The sequence below is a fragment of the Arthrobacter sp. NQ4 genome, from assembly GCF_029077345.1.
GTDB lineage: Bacteria > Actinomycetota > Actinomycetes > Actinomycetales > Micrococcaceae > Arthrobacter.
On sequence record NZ_JARETC010000003.1, the window covers coordinates 303,052 to 319,738 of the forward strand.

14 protein-coding genes are annotated in these 16,687 nt (G+C 67.8%); 4 read left to right on the forward strand and 10 right to left on the reverse strand.

From position 1 onward, the window contains the following. Nucleotides 1-32: 32 nt before the first annotated feature. On the forward strand, nucleotides 33-1,862 hold the full coding sequence (locus PUN51_RS07755; RefSeq protein ID WP_275180404.1) for an AMP-dependent synthetase/ligase: 1,830 nt from the start codon (nucleotides 33-35) through the stop codon (nucleotides 1,860-1,862). Here PUN51_RS07755 and PUN51_RS07760 read toward each other — a convergent pair. Together PUN51_RS07760 and PUN51_RS07765 are read right to left on the reverse strand one after the other, a co-directional pair. Next, nucleotides 1,853-3,085 (reverse strand): TIGR01906 family membrane protein, encoded by a 1,233-nt coding sequence (locus PUN51_RS07760; protein WP_275180405.1) that lies wholly within the window; start codon nucleotides 3,083-3,085, stop codon nucleotides 1,853-1,855. The genes PUN51_RS07755 and PUN51_RS07760 overlap by 10 nt on opposite strands. A 124-nt stretch (nucleotides 3,086-3,209) precedes the next feature. After that, nucleotides 3,210-4,202, reverse strand: a complete 993-nt coding sequence (locus tag PUN51_RS07765) for a stage II sporulation protein M (RefSeq protein ID WP_275180406.1) — start codon at nucleotides 4,200-4,202, stop codon at nucleotides 3,210-3,212. A gap of 88 nt (nucleotides 4,203-4,290) precedes the next feature. On the opposite strand from PUN51_RS07765, the gene PUN51_RS07770 reads away from it, so the two are divergent. After that, nucleotides 4,291-5,091 (forward strand): RDD family protein, encoded by an 801-nt coding sequence (locus tag PUN51_RS07770; RefSeq protein ID WP_159632509.1) that lies wholly within the window; start codon nucleotides 4,291-4,293, stop codon nucleotides 5,089-5,091. 1 nt (nucleotide 5,092) lies between these two features. Here the strand turns inward: PUN51_RS07770 and PUN51_RS07775 are convergent, their stop codons facing one another. The 4 genes from PUN51_RS07775 to PUN51_RS07790 form a co-directional block, all read right to left on the reverse strand. Continuing rightward, entirely contained in the window at nucleotides 5,093-6,331 is a 1,239-nt protein-coding gene (locus PUN51_RS07775) for a L,D-transpeptidase (protein ID WP_159632510.1), read from the reverse strand. 64 nt (nucleotides 6,332-6,395) lie between these two features. Continuing rightward, nucleotides 6,396-7,862, reverse strand: coding sequence for an adenosylhomocysteinase (gene ahcY, locus PUN51_RS07780; RefSeq protein WP_159632511.1), 1,467 nt, complete (start codon nucleotides 7,860-7,862; stop codon nucleotides 6,396-6,398). A gap of 75 nt (nucleotides 7,863-7,937) precedes the next feature. Next, nucleotides 7,938-8,165, reverse strand: a complete 228-nt coding sequence (locus PUN51_RS07785) for a Trm112 family protein (protein WP_159632512.1) — start codon at nucleotides 8,163-8,165, stop codon at nucleotides 7,938-7,940. Between the two features lie 79 nt (nucleotides 8,166-8,244). Continuing rightward, a complete protein-coding gene (locus PUN51_RS07790) occupies nucleotides 8,245-8,631 on the reverse strand; it encodes a DUF3499 domain-containing protein (RefSeq protein WP_159632513.1) in 387 nt (128 codons plus the stop codon). A gap of 118 nt (nucleotides 8,632-8,749) precedes the next feature. Between PUN51_RS07790 and PUN51_RS07795 the strand changes: the two genes are divergently transcribed. Further along, the gene (locus PUN51_RS07795) at nucleotides 8,750-9,262 is read left to right on the forward strand and encodes a metallopeptidase family protein (protein WP_159632514.1); all 513 of its coding nucleotides are present in this window, start codon (nucleotides 8,750-8,752) and stop codon (nucleotides 9,260-9,262) included. A 55-nt stretch (nucleotides 9,263-9,317) separates the two neighbouring features. Here PUN51_RS07795 and PUN51_RS07800 read toward each other — a convergent pair whose 3' ends face one another. The 3 genes from PUN51_RS07800 to PUN51_RS07810 are packed head-to-tail and all read right to left on the reverse strand — an operon-like array spanning nucleotide 9,318 to nucleotide 15,002. Next, nucleotides 9,318-11,081: a DUF5719 family protein gene (locus PUN51_RS07800; protein WP_275180407.1), complete on the reverse strand. Its 1,764-nt coding sequence runs from the start codon at nucleotides 11,079-11,081 to the stop codon at nucleotides 9,318-9,320. Beyond that, the gene (locus PUN51_RS07805; protein WP_374114921.1) at nucleotides 11,074-14,439 is read right to left on the reverse strand and encodes a glycosyltransferase family 2 protein; all 3,366 of its coding nucleotides are present in this window, start codon (nucleotides 14,437-14,439) and stop codon (nucleotides 11,074-11,076) included. The genes PUN51_RS07800 and PUN51_RS07805 overlap by 8 nt, the downstream gene beginning before the upstream one ends. 29 nt (nucleotides 14,440-14,468) lie before the next feature. Then, nucleotides 14,469-15,002, reverse strand: coding sequence for a WhiB family transcriptional regulator (locus PUN51_RS07810; RefSeq protein ID WP_275180408.1), 534 nt, complete (start codon nucleotides 15,000-15,002; stop codon nucleotides 14,469-14,471). A gap of 389 nt (nucleotides 15,003-15,391) precedes the next feature. On the opposite strand from PUN51_RS07810, the gene PUN51_RS07815 reads away from it, so the two are divergent. Further along, complete coding sequence (locus tag PUN51_RS07815; RefSeq protein ID WP_159632518.1) at nucleotides 15,392-16,093, forward strand: TIGR03089 family protein; 702 nt, start codon at nucleotides 15,392-15,394, stop codon at nucleotides 16,091-16,093. Nucleotides 16,094-16,105: 12 nt separating this feature from the next. On the opposite strand, the gene PUN51_RS07820 is transcribed toward PUN51_RS07815, so the two are convergent. Then, entirely contained in the window at nucleotides 16,106-16,666 is a 561-nt protein-coding gene (locus tag PUN51_RS07820) for a GtrA family protein (RefSeq protein WP_159632519.1), read from the reverse strand. Nucleotides 16,667-16,687 lie beyond the last annotated feature (21 nt).

Here is a 16,687-nt window from a genome sequence, read left to right on the forward strand (position 1 = left end):
CCGCGGCGTGGCAGCGGAAACGGAGACCTGCTGTGAGAGAAGCGAGTACCGAACTGCTGGTTGAGCTTGACGCCGACAGCAACGTAACGGACCTGCTGCTGGAGCAGCACGCCGCCAACCCGGCCCACGCCCTGTACCGGCGGAAGGGCCCCAACGGCTGGGTGGATGTCACCGCGCAGAAGTTCCTGCAGGACGTCAGCGCCCTGGCCAAAGGCCTCATCGCCGGCGGCCTGGAGCCCGGCGACACCGTGGCCGTCATGTCCCGCACCTCCTATGAGTGGACGCTGGTGGACTTTGCCATCTGGTTCGCCGGCGGCGTCACGGTACCCATCTACGAGACGTCCTCCGCAAGCCAGGTGCAGTGGATCATCCAGGACGCAGGAGTCCGCCGCGTCTTCGCCGGCGACCGCGCCACGGTGCAGCTGGTCACCGGCGTGGTGGCAGGTTCCGCCGAGCTCAGCGACCGCCTGGTCAACGTGGTGCGGATGGATTACGACGGCGAGGCCCCGGACCTTGCCAGCCTCGCCGCTGCAGGCACCGGAGTCAGCGATGCCGAGCTGGAGCGGCAGCGCAGCCGCGCGGGGCTGGCCGACCTCGCCTCGCTGGTGTACACCTCGGGCACCACGGGAAAGCCCAAGGGCTGCGAGATCACGCATGGGAACTTCGCCCTGGTGGCCAGGAACATCGTTGCGTTCCTGCCCGAAATCCTGCAAAAGGACCAGGCCCGCACCTTGATGTTCCTGCCGCTGGCCCACGTGCTGGCCCGGGCCGTCCAAGTGGTCTGCCTGGCTGCAGGGGCAACCCTGGGACACACTCCGGGCGCGGCGCAGCTCCTGGAAGACCTCGGCACGTTCCGGCCCACCTTCCTGCTGGTGGTGCCGCGCATCTTCGAAAAGGTCCGGGCAACGGCAGCGCACAAGGCCGCCGCGGCAGGCAAGGGGAGGCTGTTCGATGCCGCGGCAGCAGCCGCGATCGCGTACTCCCGGGAACTGGACCGGCAGAGCCGGGGCGACGGTCCGGGCCCCGGGCTGCTGGTCCGGGCCCGGCATGCGGTGTATGACCGCCTGGTCTATCCGCGGCTGCGCCAGGCGCTGGGCGGAGAGGTGGGATATACCGTTTCGGGGGCCAGCCCGCTGGCGTCCGAGGATGCACACTTTTTCCGTGGCGTGGGCATTCCCGTCCTGGAGGGTTACGGGCTGACCGAGACCACGGCGCCCTGCACCGCCAACACCCCGTCCCGCACCAAGGTGGGAACTGTGGGGATCCCCATTCCGGGCACCACCATTCGCGTTGCTGAAGACGGCGAAATCCTGGTGAAGGGAATCGGCGTCTTCAGGGGTTACCACGGCAACCCGGCGGCGAACGCCGAGGCATTCGTGGATGGCTTCTTCCGCACCGGTGACCTTGGCGTCCTGGACAAGGACGGCTTCCTCACCGTCACGGGCCGGAAGAAGGACCTGCTGGTCACTGCGGGCGGCAAGAACGTGGCGCCGGGGCCGCTGGAGGAAAAGATCCGCGCCCACCAGCTGGTGGGCCATGCGGTGGTGGTGGGCGACGGCAAGCCGTTCGTCTCGGCCCTGCTGACGCTGGACCCGGAAGGCGTTGCCGACTGGCGGTCCGAGCGTGGCCTGCCTCCGCTCCCCCTCAGTGAAGCTGCCGGCGACCCCCAGGTCCTGGCCGCCCTTCAGGAGGCAGTGGACCTTGCCAACCAGATGGTGTCCAAAGCCGAGTCGGTACGGACGTTCAGGCTCCTGGACGCCGAATTCAGCGTGGAGTCCGGGCACCTGACGCCGTCACTGAAACTGAAGCGGGCCGCCGTCGTCAAGGAGTTCCAGGCGGAGATCGCCAAGATCTACGGCTGATCCACCTTTTCCTGCTCCCCGTCCACGCGCTTTTCCTGCGGCGCAACACCGCGGCGGCGGCGGGTGGGCCACGTGAGCACCAGCGTCACGATGGATGCCAGGAGCACCAGGGCACCGATGCCGATGCCCGCGTCGATCCAGAACTGGCTGGGGAACAGCCTGATCAGGGTGTCGTCCAGGCTGAACGTCCAGGACCCGTCAGCGAAGAAGATCCGGTGGAACTCGGTGAAGAACTGCTGCCAGCCCAGTGCCGCCAGTGCTCCCAGGCCCAGGATGAGGACCAGTGTGATGATGGAGCCGGCGAAGAGGCCCCGCCGGACTCCGCCGGTGCTGCGCCTGCGCAGGTACAGGATTGCGATCAGCGCCAGGAGGAGCAGCAGCGCACCGGCGCCGAAGGTGGACAGGATGACCGTCTTGACGTCGGCCATGTGGCTGACTTCGCCGTCCTTGAAGAGTTTATCGCCGCCGCGCTGCACCAGATCGCCCAGGTACCTGGGGCCGGACCAGTTGAGGAGGTAGTCCACGGCGTAGGAGCCGTAGGTCATCCTGTCGTCGGTGCTGAAGCCGTAGCCATCGCCCGGGAAACCGGGACGGTTGTACTCCACCCAGAGGAAGAGCGGGGTGGTCACCGCCCGGACGGCAAGGATCAGGAGGATGAACGGGTAGATGATGGCCAGCAGGACCTGCATGACGCGGGGTGCCACAGGCTTGGCGTTCGCGGCGCTTTCACGCTGGGCGTTGCGGCGCTCCACTTCCTCCTCAGGGGGTCGGACGTGCAGGGCGGAGGTGGGAAGGGGCTCCTTGAAAACCGGCGAGGCACTGCTGCCGGCATGCCCGTCCGTGGAGGCGGTGGCGGTCGACGGGCCGGAGCCGGGCCGGCCGGCAGCGGACGGACCGGCGGCGGGATTCCCCGTGGCGGAGGATTCGACGGCGGCTTCCGCAGCCCTGCGGTGGGCACGGCTTTCGGGCTGGGCGGCGTTGCCTTCTGCCGCGGACTCCTGCCGCGCAGGCCTGTCCCCGAGCGGTTCTGCCCCGTCGGTCTTGTCGCCGCCGGGCTTCTCTCCGCCGGACGTGTCGCCGTCGGTGTTGTCGCCGTCGGACGTGCCGCCATCAGTGGGCGTCAGCCAGGAGAACGCGGGCTCGTCGGAATCCCTGGACGTATCCAGCAAAGGTTCCGGCTGCGGCGCAGCGCTTTTGGCGCGGACCGGTGTTTCGTCATTCACAGCAGCGTCACTTCCGTTGGGTTCCGCACCGGCCCCATGCCGCCGGTGCGATTGATTCTGCTGTCGAGCCTACCGTCAGGGACTTCCGCTGGGCGAGGAACCACCCCGGCAGGATTACAACGATTCAGGCAGCGATTTCCGTGTAGCCCGCGTCTTCCCGGCGGAGGTCCCCGCGTTCCCCGGCGAGGAATGCGCGCCTGCCCCACACCAGGACGTAGATCCAGTACGCGGCGAGGACTGCCGCGCCGATGCCGATCCTGGCCCAGGCAGGCAGCGGGCTGGGCGTGACAAAGCCTTCCACCAGCCCCGAGACGAACAGTACGAGGACCAGCCCCAGGGCCACCGTGACCAACGACCGGCCTTCTTCCGCGACCGCCCGCCCCCTGGTCCGCGGCCCGGGCGAGACCATGGCCCAGAAGATCCGCAGTCCCGCGGCCGAGGCCACAAAGACGGCGGTCAGCTCCATCAGCCCATGCGGCAGGATGTAGCTGAAGAAAACATCCGATTTGCCGGCGGACGCGAAGATTCCGGCGGCAATGCCCACTCCCTGGGCATTGCCGAACAGGATCATCGGCACCCAGACCCCGGTGATCCCCAGGGCCACGGCCTGAGCACTGATCCACGCGTTGTTGGTCCATACGGCTCCGGCGAAGGACGCTGCAGGGTTCTCCGAGTAGTAGTTGATGAAGTCCTGCTCCACATACTGGGCGGCATCGGTCTCGGAGGCTACGGCCCGGAGTGCCTCCGGTGACGTCCCGATCCATGCCGCATACGCCGCGGCGATGAGGACGAAGGCTGCTCCACACGCCAGCGTCAGCCAGGTCAGTCGGTACAGCGCAGCCGGCAGTGCCACCACGAAGAACCTGGCAAGGTCAGCCATGGCATTGGACCGTGCACCGGTAAAACGGGTCCTCGCCTGGGCCAGCGTGGCTGAGAGGGATGCCGACAGCCCGCTTTCCGGGGCCACGGAACGGACCAGCGACAGGTGGCCGGACGTCGACTGGTACAGCGCCAGCAGCTCGTCAGACTCGGCGCCGGTGAGCCTGCCTTTTCCCGCGAGCTCCTGCAGCCGCGCCCATTTGTCAGCGTTAACGGCGGCGAAGGCATCCATGTCCACGGCTACAGCCTAGCGCCCGGCATTAGACTTTGACCGTCCGCACCATCGGACGGTCCATACCAGCAGCTGCGAAGGGCGGGGACGCAGTGTGAGCCAGATAATCACCGGCGAGGCAGTAGTACTCGAGCTGCGGCCAGCGAGCTTCGCGGCCCGGGCCCTTGGCCTGGTCATCGACGTCGTCGTCCATGTGGTCCTGCTCGTGCTGATCATGATTGGCCTGTCCGCCGCCGGCGCTGACCTGGACGATGCTGCCGCGCGCGCCCTGGGCCTGGCCGCCGTCGTTTTTTGCCTGGTGGTGGTGCCGGTGGGGGTGGAAACACTCAGCCGGGGCCGGTCGCTCGGCAAACTGGCCACCGGCCTGCGGGTGGTGCGGGAGGACGGGGGCGCCATCCGGTTCCGGCACGCCGTGATCCGCGGGCTGACCGGATTCCTTGAGATTTACCTGACGTTTGGCGGCCTTGCCCTCGCCGTGGCGCTCTTCAACGACAAATCCCGGCGGCTCGGCGACCTGCTCGCCGGCACGTACGCTGTGCGCAGCCGGGTTCCAGCGGACGCGGCCGTCCGGGTTTTCGTGCCGCCGTACCTGCAGTCCTGGGCTGCCGCGGCGGACATTGGGCGCATCCCCGACGCCACGGCGCGCAGGGCCGCCCAGTTTATCCGCCAGGCCGGGCGGATGGCTCCGTTTTCCAGGGCAGGAATGGCCCAGGCGATCGCCGAGGAACTCTCGGCCCATGTGGCACCCGCCCCGCCGCCCGGGACCGGTCCCGATGACTACCTGGCCGCCGTCGTCGCTGAACGCCGGAACAGGGAGTACACCAGGTTGACGCAGTCACGCCGGCGGAACACGGAGACCGGCCAGCGGCTGCAGCGCCTGCCCTTCGCCGAGTGACTTAGTTGTCGTACTCGCTCCAGGGAATGTTCCAGTCGCCATACCCGTCGGTGTTCGCCGCGTAGTCACCCTCTGTGTTGATGATCTGGACGACGTCGCCGGTTCCCATGTTGTCGAACACCCAGGCTGCCCCGTCCGGAAGGAACCCGATGCAGCCGTGGGACACATTGGTGTTCCCGATATACGGATAGGCAGACTCGAGTGCCTGGTGGATGTAGGCGCCGCTCAGCGTGAGGCGGATGGTGTATTCGACGTCGGCCTCACCATAGTAGGCGGGGTCATCCGGTTTCAGGCCGATGCTGGCAGCCCTGAAGTGATCGAACCGGTTCTTCTCCATCAGCACCGCGTATCCCTTGGCGGACGGGAAGCGCTTGTCCCCCATGCTGACGGGGAGCGTCTTGACGGGCTGGTCGTTGACGCTCAGCGTGAACGTGTGGGCGGTGGCGTCCGCGATGGCCACCTTCTTGTCCCCAATGTTGACGTTCACCTTCTTATTGAAGTTCGCGATCTGCCCGTTTCCAAGGTCGACGCCGAAGAGCTGCATGTCCATGGTGATGGTGGAGTTCGCCGCCCAGAAGTTTTCGGGCCGGTACCGAACCATGGTGTCGCTGTACCAGTGGAATGCCCCGGCCTGTCCTGCCGTGGTGGTGACCTTGATGGCCTTTTCGACGGCGGCACGGTTGGTCACGGGCTCACTGAAGATGATCTGCAGGGGCTGGCCGACGCCAACCTTCATGCCGTTCAGCGGATAGATGGCGGCGTCCGCCTCATGCGAGCTGGAGACGGTATTGAAGGACTGGGTGGTGCTGGTTTCGCGCCCTGCAGAGTCCTTGACCACGTACGTGTAGCTGTACTCGGTGTTGAACTCCAAGGGAGCCGTGGCGGACCACGACGTCCCACTGGCGTCAATGCTGCCGTCAATGGTCTTCCCGGCGGTGCTGGCGAGGGTGACGCGCTGGATGATCCCGTTGCCTACCTTCAGCGACACTGGGGCGGCGGGATTGACCTGCTTGGCACCGTTGGCCGGGGCCGCGTCAAGCTTGACCGGCGGCACAACGGGCGATGCAATGCCCGGCGATGTCCGCAGTGCGGAGCCTGCCTCGGATTCCAGGGGTCCGCCCGCAAGGCCTGGAGCGACGGCTGCGAAAACCCCGCCAACGGCAGCCAGGACACACACGGCGGCCACGGCAAGGACTTTCTTGGCGCTCCCCCTGCGGCGGGGCTTTACATCAGGCTCCATGTTTTCGATCCTACGTGCAGAAAATAACGGCCCGGGCGCTTGAACGCGCCCGGGCCCTTACGTCTCAGTAACGATAGTGCTCCGGCTTGTAAGGGCCGGCCACATCGATGTCCAGGTACTCCGCCTGGTCCTTGCTCAGCTCGGTGAGCTCCACGCCCAGGGCGTCCAGGTGCAGCCGCGCCACCTTTTCATCCAGGACCTTGGGCAGGACGTAGACCTTGTTCTCATACTCGTGCTGGTCCCGTTTGGTCCACAGCTCGATCTGGGCAATGGTCTGGTTGGCGAAGGAGTTGCTCATGACGAAGGACGGGTGGCCCGTGGCGTTGCCGAGGTTGAGCAGGCGGCCTTCGGACAGGACAATGATGGACCGTTCGGTGGCAGTGCCTTCGTCGAAGACCCACTCGTGGACCTGCGGCTTGATTTCGACCTTTTTGACGCCCGGGATGCGTCCCAGCCCGGCAATGTCGATTTCGTTGTCGAAGTGGCCGATGTTGCCCACGATGGCCTTGTTCTTCATGCCGGCCATGTGCTCGGCCAGGATGACGTCCTTGTTGCCCGTGGTGGTGATGAAGATGTCGCCCTGCGCCAGGACGGATTCCAGCTTGGCCACCTGGTAGCCGTCCATGGCTGCCTGCAGCGCGCAGATGGGGTCGATCTCGGTGACGATCACGCGCGAACCCTGGCCGCGGAGGGCCTCGGCGGCGCCCTTGCCCACGTCGCCATAGCCGCATACGACGGCTACCTTGCCGCCCATGAGCACATCCGTGGCCCGGTTGATGCCGTCGGGCAGGGAGTGGCGGATGCCGTACTTGTTGTCGAACTTGCTCTTGGTCACGGAGTCGTTGACGTTGATGGCGGGGAAGAGCAGCTTGCCCTGGTCGGCCAGCTGGTACAGGCGGTGGACGCCGGTGGTGGTTTCCTCGCTGACGCCCCTGATCGTGGCAGCGGTCCGGGTCCACTTCTTCGCGTCCGCGGCCAGGGAACGGCGCAGCACGTCGAGGAAGATGCCGTATTCCTCCGAATCCTCGGGATCCGCGGAGGGAACGTTGCCAACGGCTTCGAACTCAACACCCTTGTGCACCAGCATGGTGGCGTCGCCGCCGTCGTCCAGGATCATGTTGGGACCGAGCTCGGGGTTGGTCTCAGCTCCGGGCCAGGTGAGGATCTGCTCGGCGGTCCACCAGTATTCCTCAAGGGTTTCGCCCTTCCAGGCGAACACCGGCACGCCCTGCGGATCCTCAACGGTGCCCTTGCCCACCACCACAGCCGCGGCGGCTTCGTCCTGGGTGGAGAAGATGTTGCAGGAGGCCCAGCGGACCTCGGCGCCCAGTGCCGTGAGGGTTTCGATCAGCACGGCGGTCTGCACCGTCATGTGCAGGGAACCGGCAATGCGGGCGCCCTTGAGCGGCTGGGTGGGGCCGAACTCCTCGCGGAGGGACATCAGGCCGGGCATTTCGTGCTCGGCCAGGCGGATCTGGTGCCGGCCGGCTTCCGCCAGGGAGATGTCGGCAACTTTGTAGTCAAAAGTCATGGGTGGTCCTTTGCTTGGTCCGGGTCCTGGTCCAGTCCCCGTGCTGCTGTTTCTGTGCGTGCGGAGGCAGGTGAACTAGTGCCCTGCTGCAGCGGGATCGTGCTGGTCGGAACCTGCCGAGGCTGCTGCAGCCAGCAGCTCCGGAGGCAGCAGCAAAGGGATCCCGTCCTCGATGGCGTACCGGTTCCTGACGCCCGTATCCCCGGCGGCGGTGGCCACCAGCTCCTCCCCCTCCTGGACCAGGGGCGAGCCGGTCACGGGGCAACGCAGGACGGACAACAGCTCGGGACTGATCTTTGGCATTTGTTCATGCTCCCTGGCGGGCGCGCTCGCGCCGGTAGCGGAAAAGATGTGCAGCTTCCAGCCTACCGCCAGATGGGGCTCAGGAAGGTTCCCGGAGGACCCGCAGGTGCCCCCGACGTGCGCCTTCGGTGCCGGCCGGAGCTTCCAGGGCGGAATGGTGTGCCCGCTGGGCAGGCGCCTGGGGCTCCGGAGGGAGGGCTGCGGCGTCGCGAACAGCGTTGGCCAGCGCCAGCAGGTCATCGGGTCCAGGCTGCTGCGGGGTGGACGGCATGGCAAGGCGCAGCACCTCCCAGCCGCGGGGCACCGTCAAAGAATCAGCGTGCTGCTCGCAGAGGTCGTAGCAGTGCGGTTCGGCATAGGTGGCGAGCGGACCCAGGACGGCGGTGGAGTCCGCGTACACGTACGTCAGGGTGGCTACCGCCGACTGGCGGCAGGCAGACCTTGAACATTGACGGATAGCTCCCACGACATCACAGACTACCCCTTCGGCACCCAAAACCCGTGCATTGCGGGCAGGGCCCGACGCGCCCCCGGAGCAGAGGGGATGTATCGCGTAAATGCTCCCCCGGGTTTACAGTCGATGTATGCAGTCATCGAACCATGAATCAGGTTTTTCGGTCCGGTTGGCTGACCCGGATGCCCCCGCGGCATCGGGCGTGGAAACCGCCGGCAGGAGCTTCTCCAGGCGGCGCCGGAACCGGCATGGCCGCGGCCTCCGCGGCGAGGTGATGCTGCCCACCCATCCCGGATACCGCACGCGCGCCGACCGCTTCGACGACATGGTGCTGGACTCAGCCCAGCGGCTGCACGACATCTGGGGCAAGACCCTGGACGGCGTACGGTTTGGCGTGGATGAAATCCCGCCGGACCTCGAGCAGCTGGCGGCGAATGCGTCCACGCCACCTATGGGCTCCTACACCCCCGCCGCAGGCGAGGACGGACCCATGATTACGGTGTACCGGCGCGTGGTGGAACAGGCGTGCTCCAGCGTCGAAGAGCTGCAGGACCTGGTCCACGACGTGGTGGTCGAACACACGGCGGAAATGCTTGGCGTGGCACCGGAGACCCTGGATCCCGTGTACCGCCGCCGCTACTGAACCGGCCCCACGCAGAACCCGGACCTCTGCCCCGGCCTTAGCAGCCGGGGCCGCCTTAGTAGCCCAGTGTGACCGGCACCGTTTCCTGGCCGGCAGCAGCAGCCAGGAAGGCCAGGGAGGAAACATCGTTGCGGCCATCCTGCCCCACGAGCACCGCTCCATAGGCGGCGTCACCGGAGGCGGAGACCACATAGCCAACGACGTCCGCGCCCTCGGCCTGGGCAGGAATGCTGATGGAGGCCGTGGTGCCGCCCGCTATGTCGGCGGAGGCCGCGGCACGCACCTTTCCGTCAGCCGTGATGGGGGCATAGGTAATGGTGGCCCTGGTATCCAGGACCCCGAACACCAGCTGGCGCTGGCCGCCCTTGGGGACGGGAACCACGTGCTGGCTGCCGAGCCGCACTGCCGATGCCGCCCACGCCACATCCGAGGCTTGTCCCGCCTGGAGCCCGCGGCTCATCCGTGCGGCGGCGAGGAAGGAGACGTCGGATGAGGCGGCAACCGTGTACTGCCCGGCGGGAACCCCGGCCAGCGACACCTCGGTGGTTGAACCGGCTTTTGCGGTGATGACCCCGCCGGAGGGAAGCGCGTGCTGGCCGTCCCGTCCGTACAGCTTGATTTCCACCACAGCATCGGAGGCGCCGGGAACGGTCAGTTCGAGGGCCGGCCCGGCGTCACGGTAGCCGGGCTGTGCCGTCAGGGCAGCGAGTCCGGCGGGGTCCTGGATGTCCACTCCTGTCATCACCTGGCGGACCGCGGGGGCAGTCCCGGGGCTGATGTAGTCCACCCCGCCCGGGGTAAGGCCGCGCAGGAAGCTTTGCTGGATGGAGGCTGCAACCGGTCCACCGGCGCTGCGGACGTGCACGCTGAGCTGGGACTCGTTGGGGGCGAGGCCGGCGAGGACTACGCTGCGTGTGGTGCCGGGTGCCACCAGCAGCCCCCGGCTGCCGGGCGCCTGGATTTGGCCGCCCGAACCGAACAGTTCAAGGCTCACCGTGGCTGGTGTGCTGGAGGCGTTGGTCAGCGCGAGGATGGAGGTGCGGCCAACCGTTGTGCTGGCACCCGCCAGCCATTGGTCGTTCGAGGGTTGCACGCAGGTAGCCGCAGCACTGCCCTGCAGGTCGCCGTCGGTGGCCGTGTATTTCATGGCGCCCGCGGCGGACGCATTCTGGTTTGCCACGGCGTTGGCGCTCAGGACGTTCACCTGGTCCACGGTGCGGTCCGCCACCACTGCGGCACGGAGCTCCTGGGGGGCTCCGGGGGTGGGCGCCGGACCCGGGTCCTTGGCGATGTCGACGGCGGCTGTCCCATCCAGGTGCGCCAGCCGGCTCCCCGGCAACACACCTCCGGCGCTGAGCACTGCCGCACTGACCCGGGTTGCCGCAGTGGCCGACTCGGGCCGGAACTGGGCATCGGTGCCGGCCTCGGTGCCCTCCAGCAGCCGTGCAGGGCCCGGGCACACGCCGAGGCTGGCCCCCGCGGGAACAGCGGCTTCGGCCGCCGGTACCGTCCGGCTGGAGGCGGGCTCCGGCATCAGCGATCCGGCGGCCACTACAGCTCCGCCGCCGGCAAGAATCAGGACGCCTGCCGCCACTCCGGCGACGGAAGCGGCACGGCCCTTCCCGCCCGGCATGCGCGTGGAGCCGCGGCCGGACGGTTTCCGGCCCTGCCCGGCTCCGGTTTCCGCTACGGCAGGCTCAACGGCGGAAGCGGGTTTCCCTGCCGGTGCCGGCTGTTCAGCGGGCAGCGACGGTTCGGCAGCATCCGGTGCGCCGGCGCCTGCCCCCGCCTTGGCAGCCGGTGGGGTGTGCTCATGCATGTTGGTGTTCCTTACGCAGGGAGCCCTCGTCCCGTGAGAGGCCGGTCCGCGGCCGCCGGGCGGGCATGGGGATTGCGAGGATGACGGTGAGCCCTATCACCACGATTTGGCCGGCAGCAGCCCAGAACGACCACGGGTTCTCGTAGCGGACCGTCAACTGGCCGGCGGTTGCGGGAAGGGTGAAGGCCTGCGCCCAGCCGGAGGTGGTGGAGGTCAGCTTGCGCCCGTCGAGCCAGGCGCTCCACCCGGGATCCGCCCGCTCGGCAAGCACTGCCAGGCGGCCTTCGGGCCCCGCGGGGACAGCTGCATCGACGTCGTCGGTGCCGGAAGCGACCAGCGCTGTGGCCGAACCGCCGGCGTCAACAATACGGACACGGTGGGCCACGTCGGCAGCCTGGAGGTTCCGCTGGTTCAGCGGGCTGATCCGCCACAGCCAGCCGACGTCGGTCTGCCCCACGGCCACCAGGCCGGGGACTGCGTCCATCCGGCTTGCGGTCAACTGGGCTGCGGTATCCGCGGAGCGGAGCACCACGAAGCCAACACCGAGCTGTTCGAGGTCGGAACGGGGATCCACGCCCTGCCCCGCAACCATGGTGGCGACAACGCGTCGGACGGCTGCGGTGACATCGTCGTCGTCGCGCACTTTTTCAGCACCGGGGGCACCGACGATGTTTCGGGCTGAGGCGATGGCGGAGAGGCTGTCCAGCGTGGTGCCGGACCCGCGCATCAGCGATGCGCTGAAGGTGCCGTCGTCTCCGGTGCTGAGCAGGAGGGTGCGCGTCTGTTCCGGACCGGTTCCGCGGTCGATGGCGGTGGCGGGAAGGGAGCGTCCGGTCGCGGCCTCCACCAGTCGCGCAGCACCCAGCGCTCCCCCGTTCCCGGACACCGCCGCGGATGGAGCGGGTGGGCCTGCCTGGGCTGCGGGTGCGGCAGTGGTGGCCGGACGCAGCAGGTTCTGCGCGGACCAGGCGGCCATGCCTGCCAGCGGCCCGGCCAGCAGTACCACCAGGCCGAGCGCCAGGACGGTGCGGGCCGCCGTCGCGGTCTTCGCGCCATCGCCGGAGGCCCGGTCGGCCGCGGACAGCAGTTGTTCGGCACCGAGGAGGGCGGCAGCCAGGAGGGCAAAGGATGCGGCGGACACTGAGGGTCCGGGGAATGGCGTCACCATGACATCAGCGCTCAGCCCTGTGGCAACGTGGCCTGCCAGCCATCCACCGGCCAGGGCGACGATGGAGCCGGTCCAGAACCATCTGGCTGTCCGGGCGCGGCGTCCGGCGCTGAAGAGTCCCACAATGGCAAGGAGCACCACCGGCCCTGCAATGAGCACGGCCAGCAGCAGGGCCCAGGGCACGGTCCCGCCCGTGAAGACCGCCAGTCCCTGGAGGCCGCCGGCGGGGTCGAATGACAGGGGCTGGCCCAGGATCTGCTGCCACAGCGGAGCGGCGTCGAATCCCAGTGGGAGTCCCGGGTCGGCCAGGAGTGCACGCGGCCTGTCGAGTGTGGACAGGGCAAAGGGGACAACCAGGGCTGCGCTGGGCAGCAGCGCCCACCACACTGTCCGTCCGCGCCGTCCCAGCAGGAGGCCGCACAGCACAATGACCACGGTAGCGGGGATGAGCAGGGAGGGGGCCGACGCGGTGGTGACCGCCAGCGCCAGGCCGGCAGCTGCGGCCGCTGTCCACGACGGCACTCCGTTGATGCCCGCCTTGGCCGGGAGTTGCTCGCCAGCCGGATAGATGGACGCCGCGGTGGCGCTGAACCGTCCGTGTCCAATGGCCGATCCCGTAGCGCGCAGCAGGCCCAGGACCACCAGCGGCAGCATGATGTGCGCGATCAACGCCCCTGCCCGGCCCTGGTTCAGCGCGGCCTGGAGCGCCGGTGCGGCGGCCCAGAAGATCGCGGCCGCGAAACGGAGCCGGCGGCGTTCGGTCACCCCGCCCGCGGCGAACCACGCGGTGAGTCCGGACAGCGGGGCACCGAGCAGAAGCAGCCAGGCCATGGCGGCGTTGGCATCGCCTCCGCCGGCGAGGCCGATGACCCACAGGACATAGTCGAAGGGATCGCCGCGGCCGGGAAGGCCCGCACCCAGGCTGATCCACCAGCTGTTGGCGTTGTGCCAGATGTCCCCCAGCCCCGCAGACACGGGGATCAGGGCGCCGCCGGTGACAGCCCGGGCCCGGAACAGTCCTGCCAGCGCCAGCAGCGAGGCCACTGATGCGATGATGACGGCGGCCAGGGCACCGTTGCCCACCCAGCCGCGCTTGCTGGTGGCGAGGGCGGCGAAGTCGTCCGCGGCGTCGCCGGTGGGCTGGTGCGCGAGCGGATCCTGCACGAGGTGGTCGGCGCCCGACCCGTCGGATCCCAGCGCCTCCATCAAGGACCGGCGGTGGCTCCACACCTCACGGCGCGGAGTCTGGAGTTTGCGGATGACGGAGCGGCGGATGCGCCGCGTACGTTTGGCTGCCCGCCGGGCCTTGGCCACGGCCCTGGGCCGGCCCAGGGCGGCGGACGTGGCAAGAAGCTGGGACATGCCGTGGCCGGGGTCTTTGACCACGATGCTCAGGACCAGCTTGAAGAGGCTGCCGAGCAATGCGCCGAGGCCATGGATGGGAACCATCCACAGCGGACTGTGCTTCAGGCGCAGGTGGACCTGCGCCTTGCGGGCTGCGGACGGGTTGCCCAGGGCGTGCGGCCGGTGCGCCACATGGAACATTCTGGCGGCGGGCACCACCACCACGCGGTGTCCTGCCAGGCGGTTCCGCCAGCAGAAGTCGACGTCGTCGCCGCTGCCCGGGAGGGCGGGATCGAAACCGCCCAGGTGTTCCCAGACGTCGCGGCGGACCAGCATGCCGGCGGAATTCACGGCGAAGGTGTCGGTGCGTCCGTCGTACTGGCCCTGGTCCATCTCATCGGCGTCGATGAGGGTAAGCCGCTCGGCCCACCTGCTGGTGGAAAGGCCCACGTCCATGAGTTTCCGCGGGGAATGCCAGTCCAGTTGCTTGCAGCCGGCAACAGTCACCGAGGGTGCGCGCTCCACGGCGCCCAGAAGTTCCGCGAGGGCTTCGGGCGCGGGCGCGGCGTCGTCGTGCAGCAGCCAGATCCACTCCGTGCGGCCACCGTCAGCGTTTCCGTCGAAGGGCACCAGCGCTGAAAGCGCGGCGGAGACGGCGGCACCCATGCCGCCTTTGCCCCGGGGTTGGCTGACAACGGCGGCGTCGCCCAGGGCCTCCCTGAGGAGGCTGCAGGAATCGTCGCCGGAGCCGGCGTCGACGCCAACGGCACGGTCAGCCGGGCGGGTTTGGGCCGCCAGGGCTGAAAGGGTTCTGGGCAGATAGGCACTGCCGTTGTGGGCAACCACAACGGCAGTGACATGGACATCCTGAAGAATTAGATTGCTCGCTTCCTTAGCCGCCGGCGCTCACGCTCGGAAAGGCCTCCCCAGATACCGAACCGTTCGTCATTGGCCAACGCGTACTCAAGGCACTGGGACCTCACGTTGCAGGCGCCGCAAACCTTCTTGGCATCGCGGGTGGAGCCGCCCTTTTCGGGGAAGAAGGCTTCCGGATCCGTCTGTGCGCACAGAGCGTCCGTCTGCCAGCCCAGTTCGCCTTCGTCGTCGAAGTCCTGTTGGAGCGGCAGCCCGATCCAGACCGGCTGGGCCGTCCCGGCGGCAGCAATTTCCATGGGCGGATCGAGGTCGTCTTCCGGCTCCGCGCCGCCGTCCAGGAGGGCTTCATGCGCTGCAAGGAACGCCGTAGCCTGCTCTTCGAGGACGCTGGTGGAATTCCTGTTGTACCGCTCCGCAGCATCAGGATCGGCGGGATCCACGTACCAATCGCTGGGCACCCCCCGCGCACGGTACTTTGCCGTTGCCTGACCGGCCACGACGGCATCTTCCTGGATACGCTCTGCTTGCCCCACGGCGACCCTCCTGATGTTTCAGCCACTGCCTGGATACGTGGACACTCGGTTGTGTGCCGGTATTTACGCAATTGCTTTAGTTACCTAATTACACGTGTGTAACTAGGGCTAGTCAAGCCGTTGCCGGGATAATAGACAGTCCCGCTTCAGAAGCTTGCGCACGCCACGCCCGGGATTTTTCCCGGCCCCGGCGTGGCGTGGACGGCAGCCCGGCCTCCAGGGCCCAAAACCCCTCAAAAACACAAGGCTGGCGGGGAAAATACCCGGTCTTCGCGGAAATAGCAAGCACGCTTAGCAACCATGGTGATTAACATCACTTAAGGCTGCGTGCGAAGAAAAGGCAGCTGCCGCCGGATGACCGGGGCAAACCGGAGTGGCAGGATGAACCCATGACGACAACCCCCGCAATCGACCTGATGGGCACCCTTCGCTCGGGCAACTCCACGGCCCCACGCCTCACGTGGTACGGCCCAGACTCGGAGCGGGTGGAATTGTCCGGACGGGTCCTGGACAACTGGGTGGCAAAGACCAGCAACCTGCTGCAGGACGAACTGGATGCGGAGCCGGGCATGCGGCTGCGGCTTGCCCTTCCGGCGCACTGGAAAGCCATGGTGTGGGCGCTGGCCGGCTGGCAGCTTGGCCTGGAAACAGTATTCGACGGCGGCCCGGCCGACTTCCTCGCCACAGACGATCCCGCTGCGGCCACCGGGCAGCATGACGCTGTCATCGCCGTGGCGCTCCCCGCCCTCGCCATGCGGTGGGCCGGCGGTCTTCCCGCGGGTTGGATCGACTACGCGGCCGAAGTGCGTTCCCACGGGGACGTGTTCATGCCGCACACCGATCCGGATCCGGCAGGCTGCGCCCTCCGGACCGCCGACGGGAATGCCATCCCCCACCGGGACTTGTTGACCGGTTTTGCCCTGCAGCATGAGGAGGGCGCCAGGGTTCATATCCCCGCAGACCGGGGACTCGAATCAGCGTTGTCCAGTGCGCTGGGTGCCTGGCTGCGGGACGGGTCGGTGGTGCTGACCCATCCCGAGGTGGCCCTCACTGACAAACTGCGCGCGGACGAACGCATCCACGGCAGCTAGCAGTGCTGAACGCTAGGCCTGCGGGCCGCCGTCGGCGGAAGTGGGCGCCGGACGCTCCGCCGCGCGTGCGGGCTCGCGGTGCGGGTGGGCTTCGATGATTTCGTGGTCGTGGGAGAATTCCGGCTCCTGGTCCAGTTCCTGGTTGAAGACCAGGAACCGGTACGCGAAGAAGCGGACAACCGTGGCCACCAGGATGCCGGCCACGCCCGCCAGGAACAGCAGGTTCTTGTCGTCGATTCCCATCCAGTACTTGGCCAGTGCCGTAAATCCGGTGGAGATGCCGATGCCAATGCCGTTGATGATGACGAACATGATGAACTCGCGGAGCACGTTGGCCTGCCGGCGGTGCCGGAAGGTCCAGAAGCGGTTTGCCACCCACGAGAAGACCGTGGCAACGGTCGCGCCCACGAATCGCGCCTTCGCCTCGCTGTCCGACATGGGGCCGTGCATCAGGTAATAGGTCAGGCCGTTGTCAATGACGAACGCCACACCGCCCACCGCACCGAACTTGGCCACCTCGCGCCAGAAGAGTGAGGCGAGCCCCCGGATACGATCTGCAAGTGCACTAAACATGACCCTCCATGGCCGCGACGA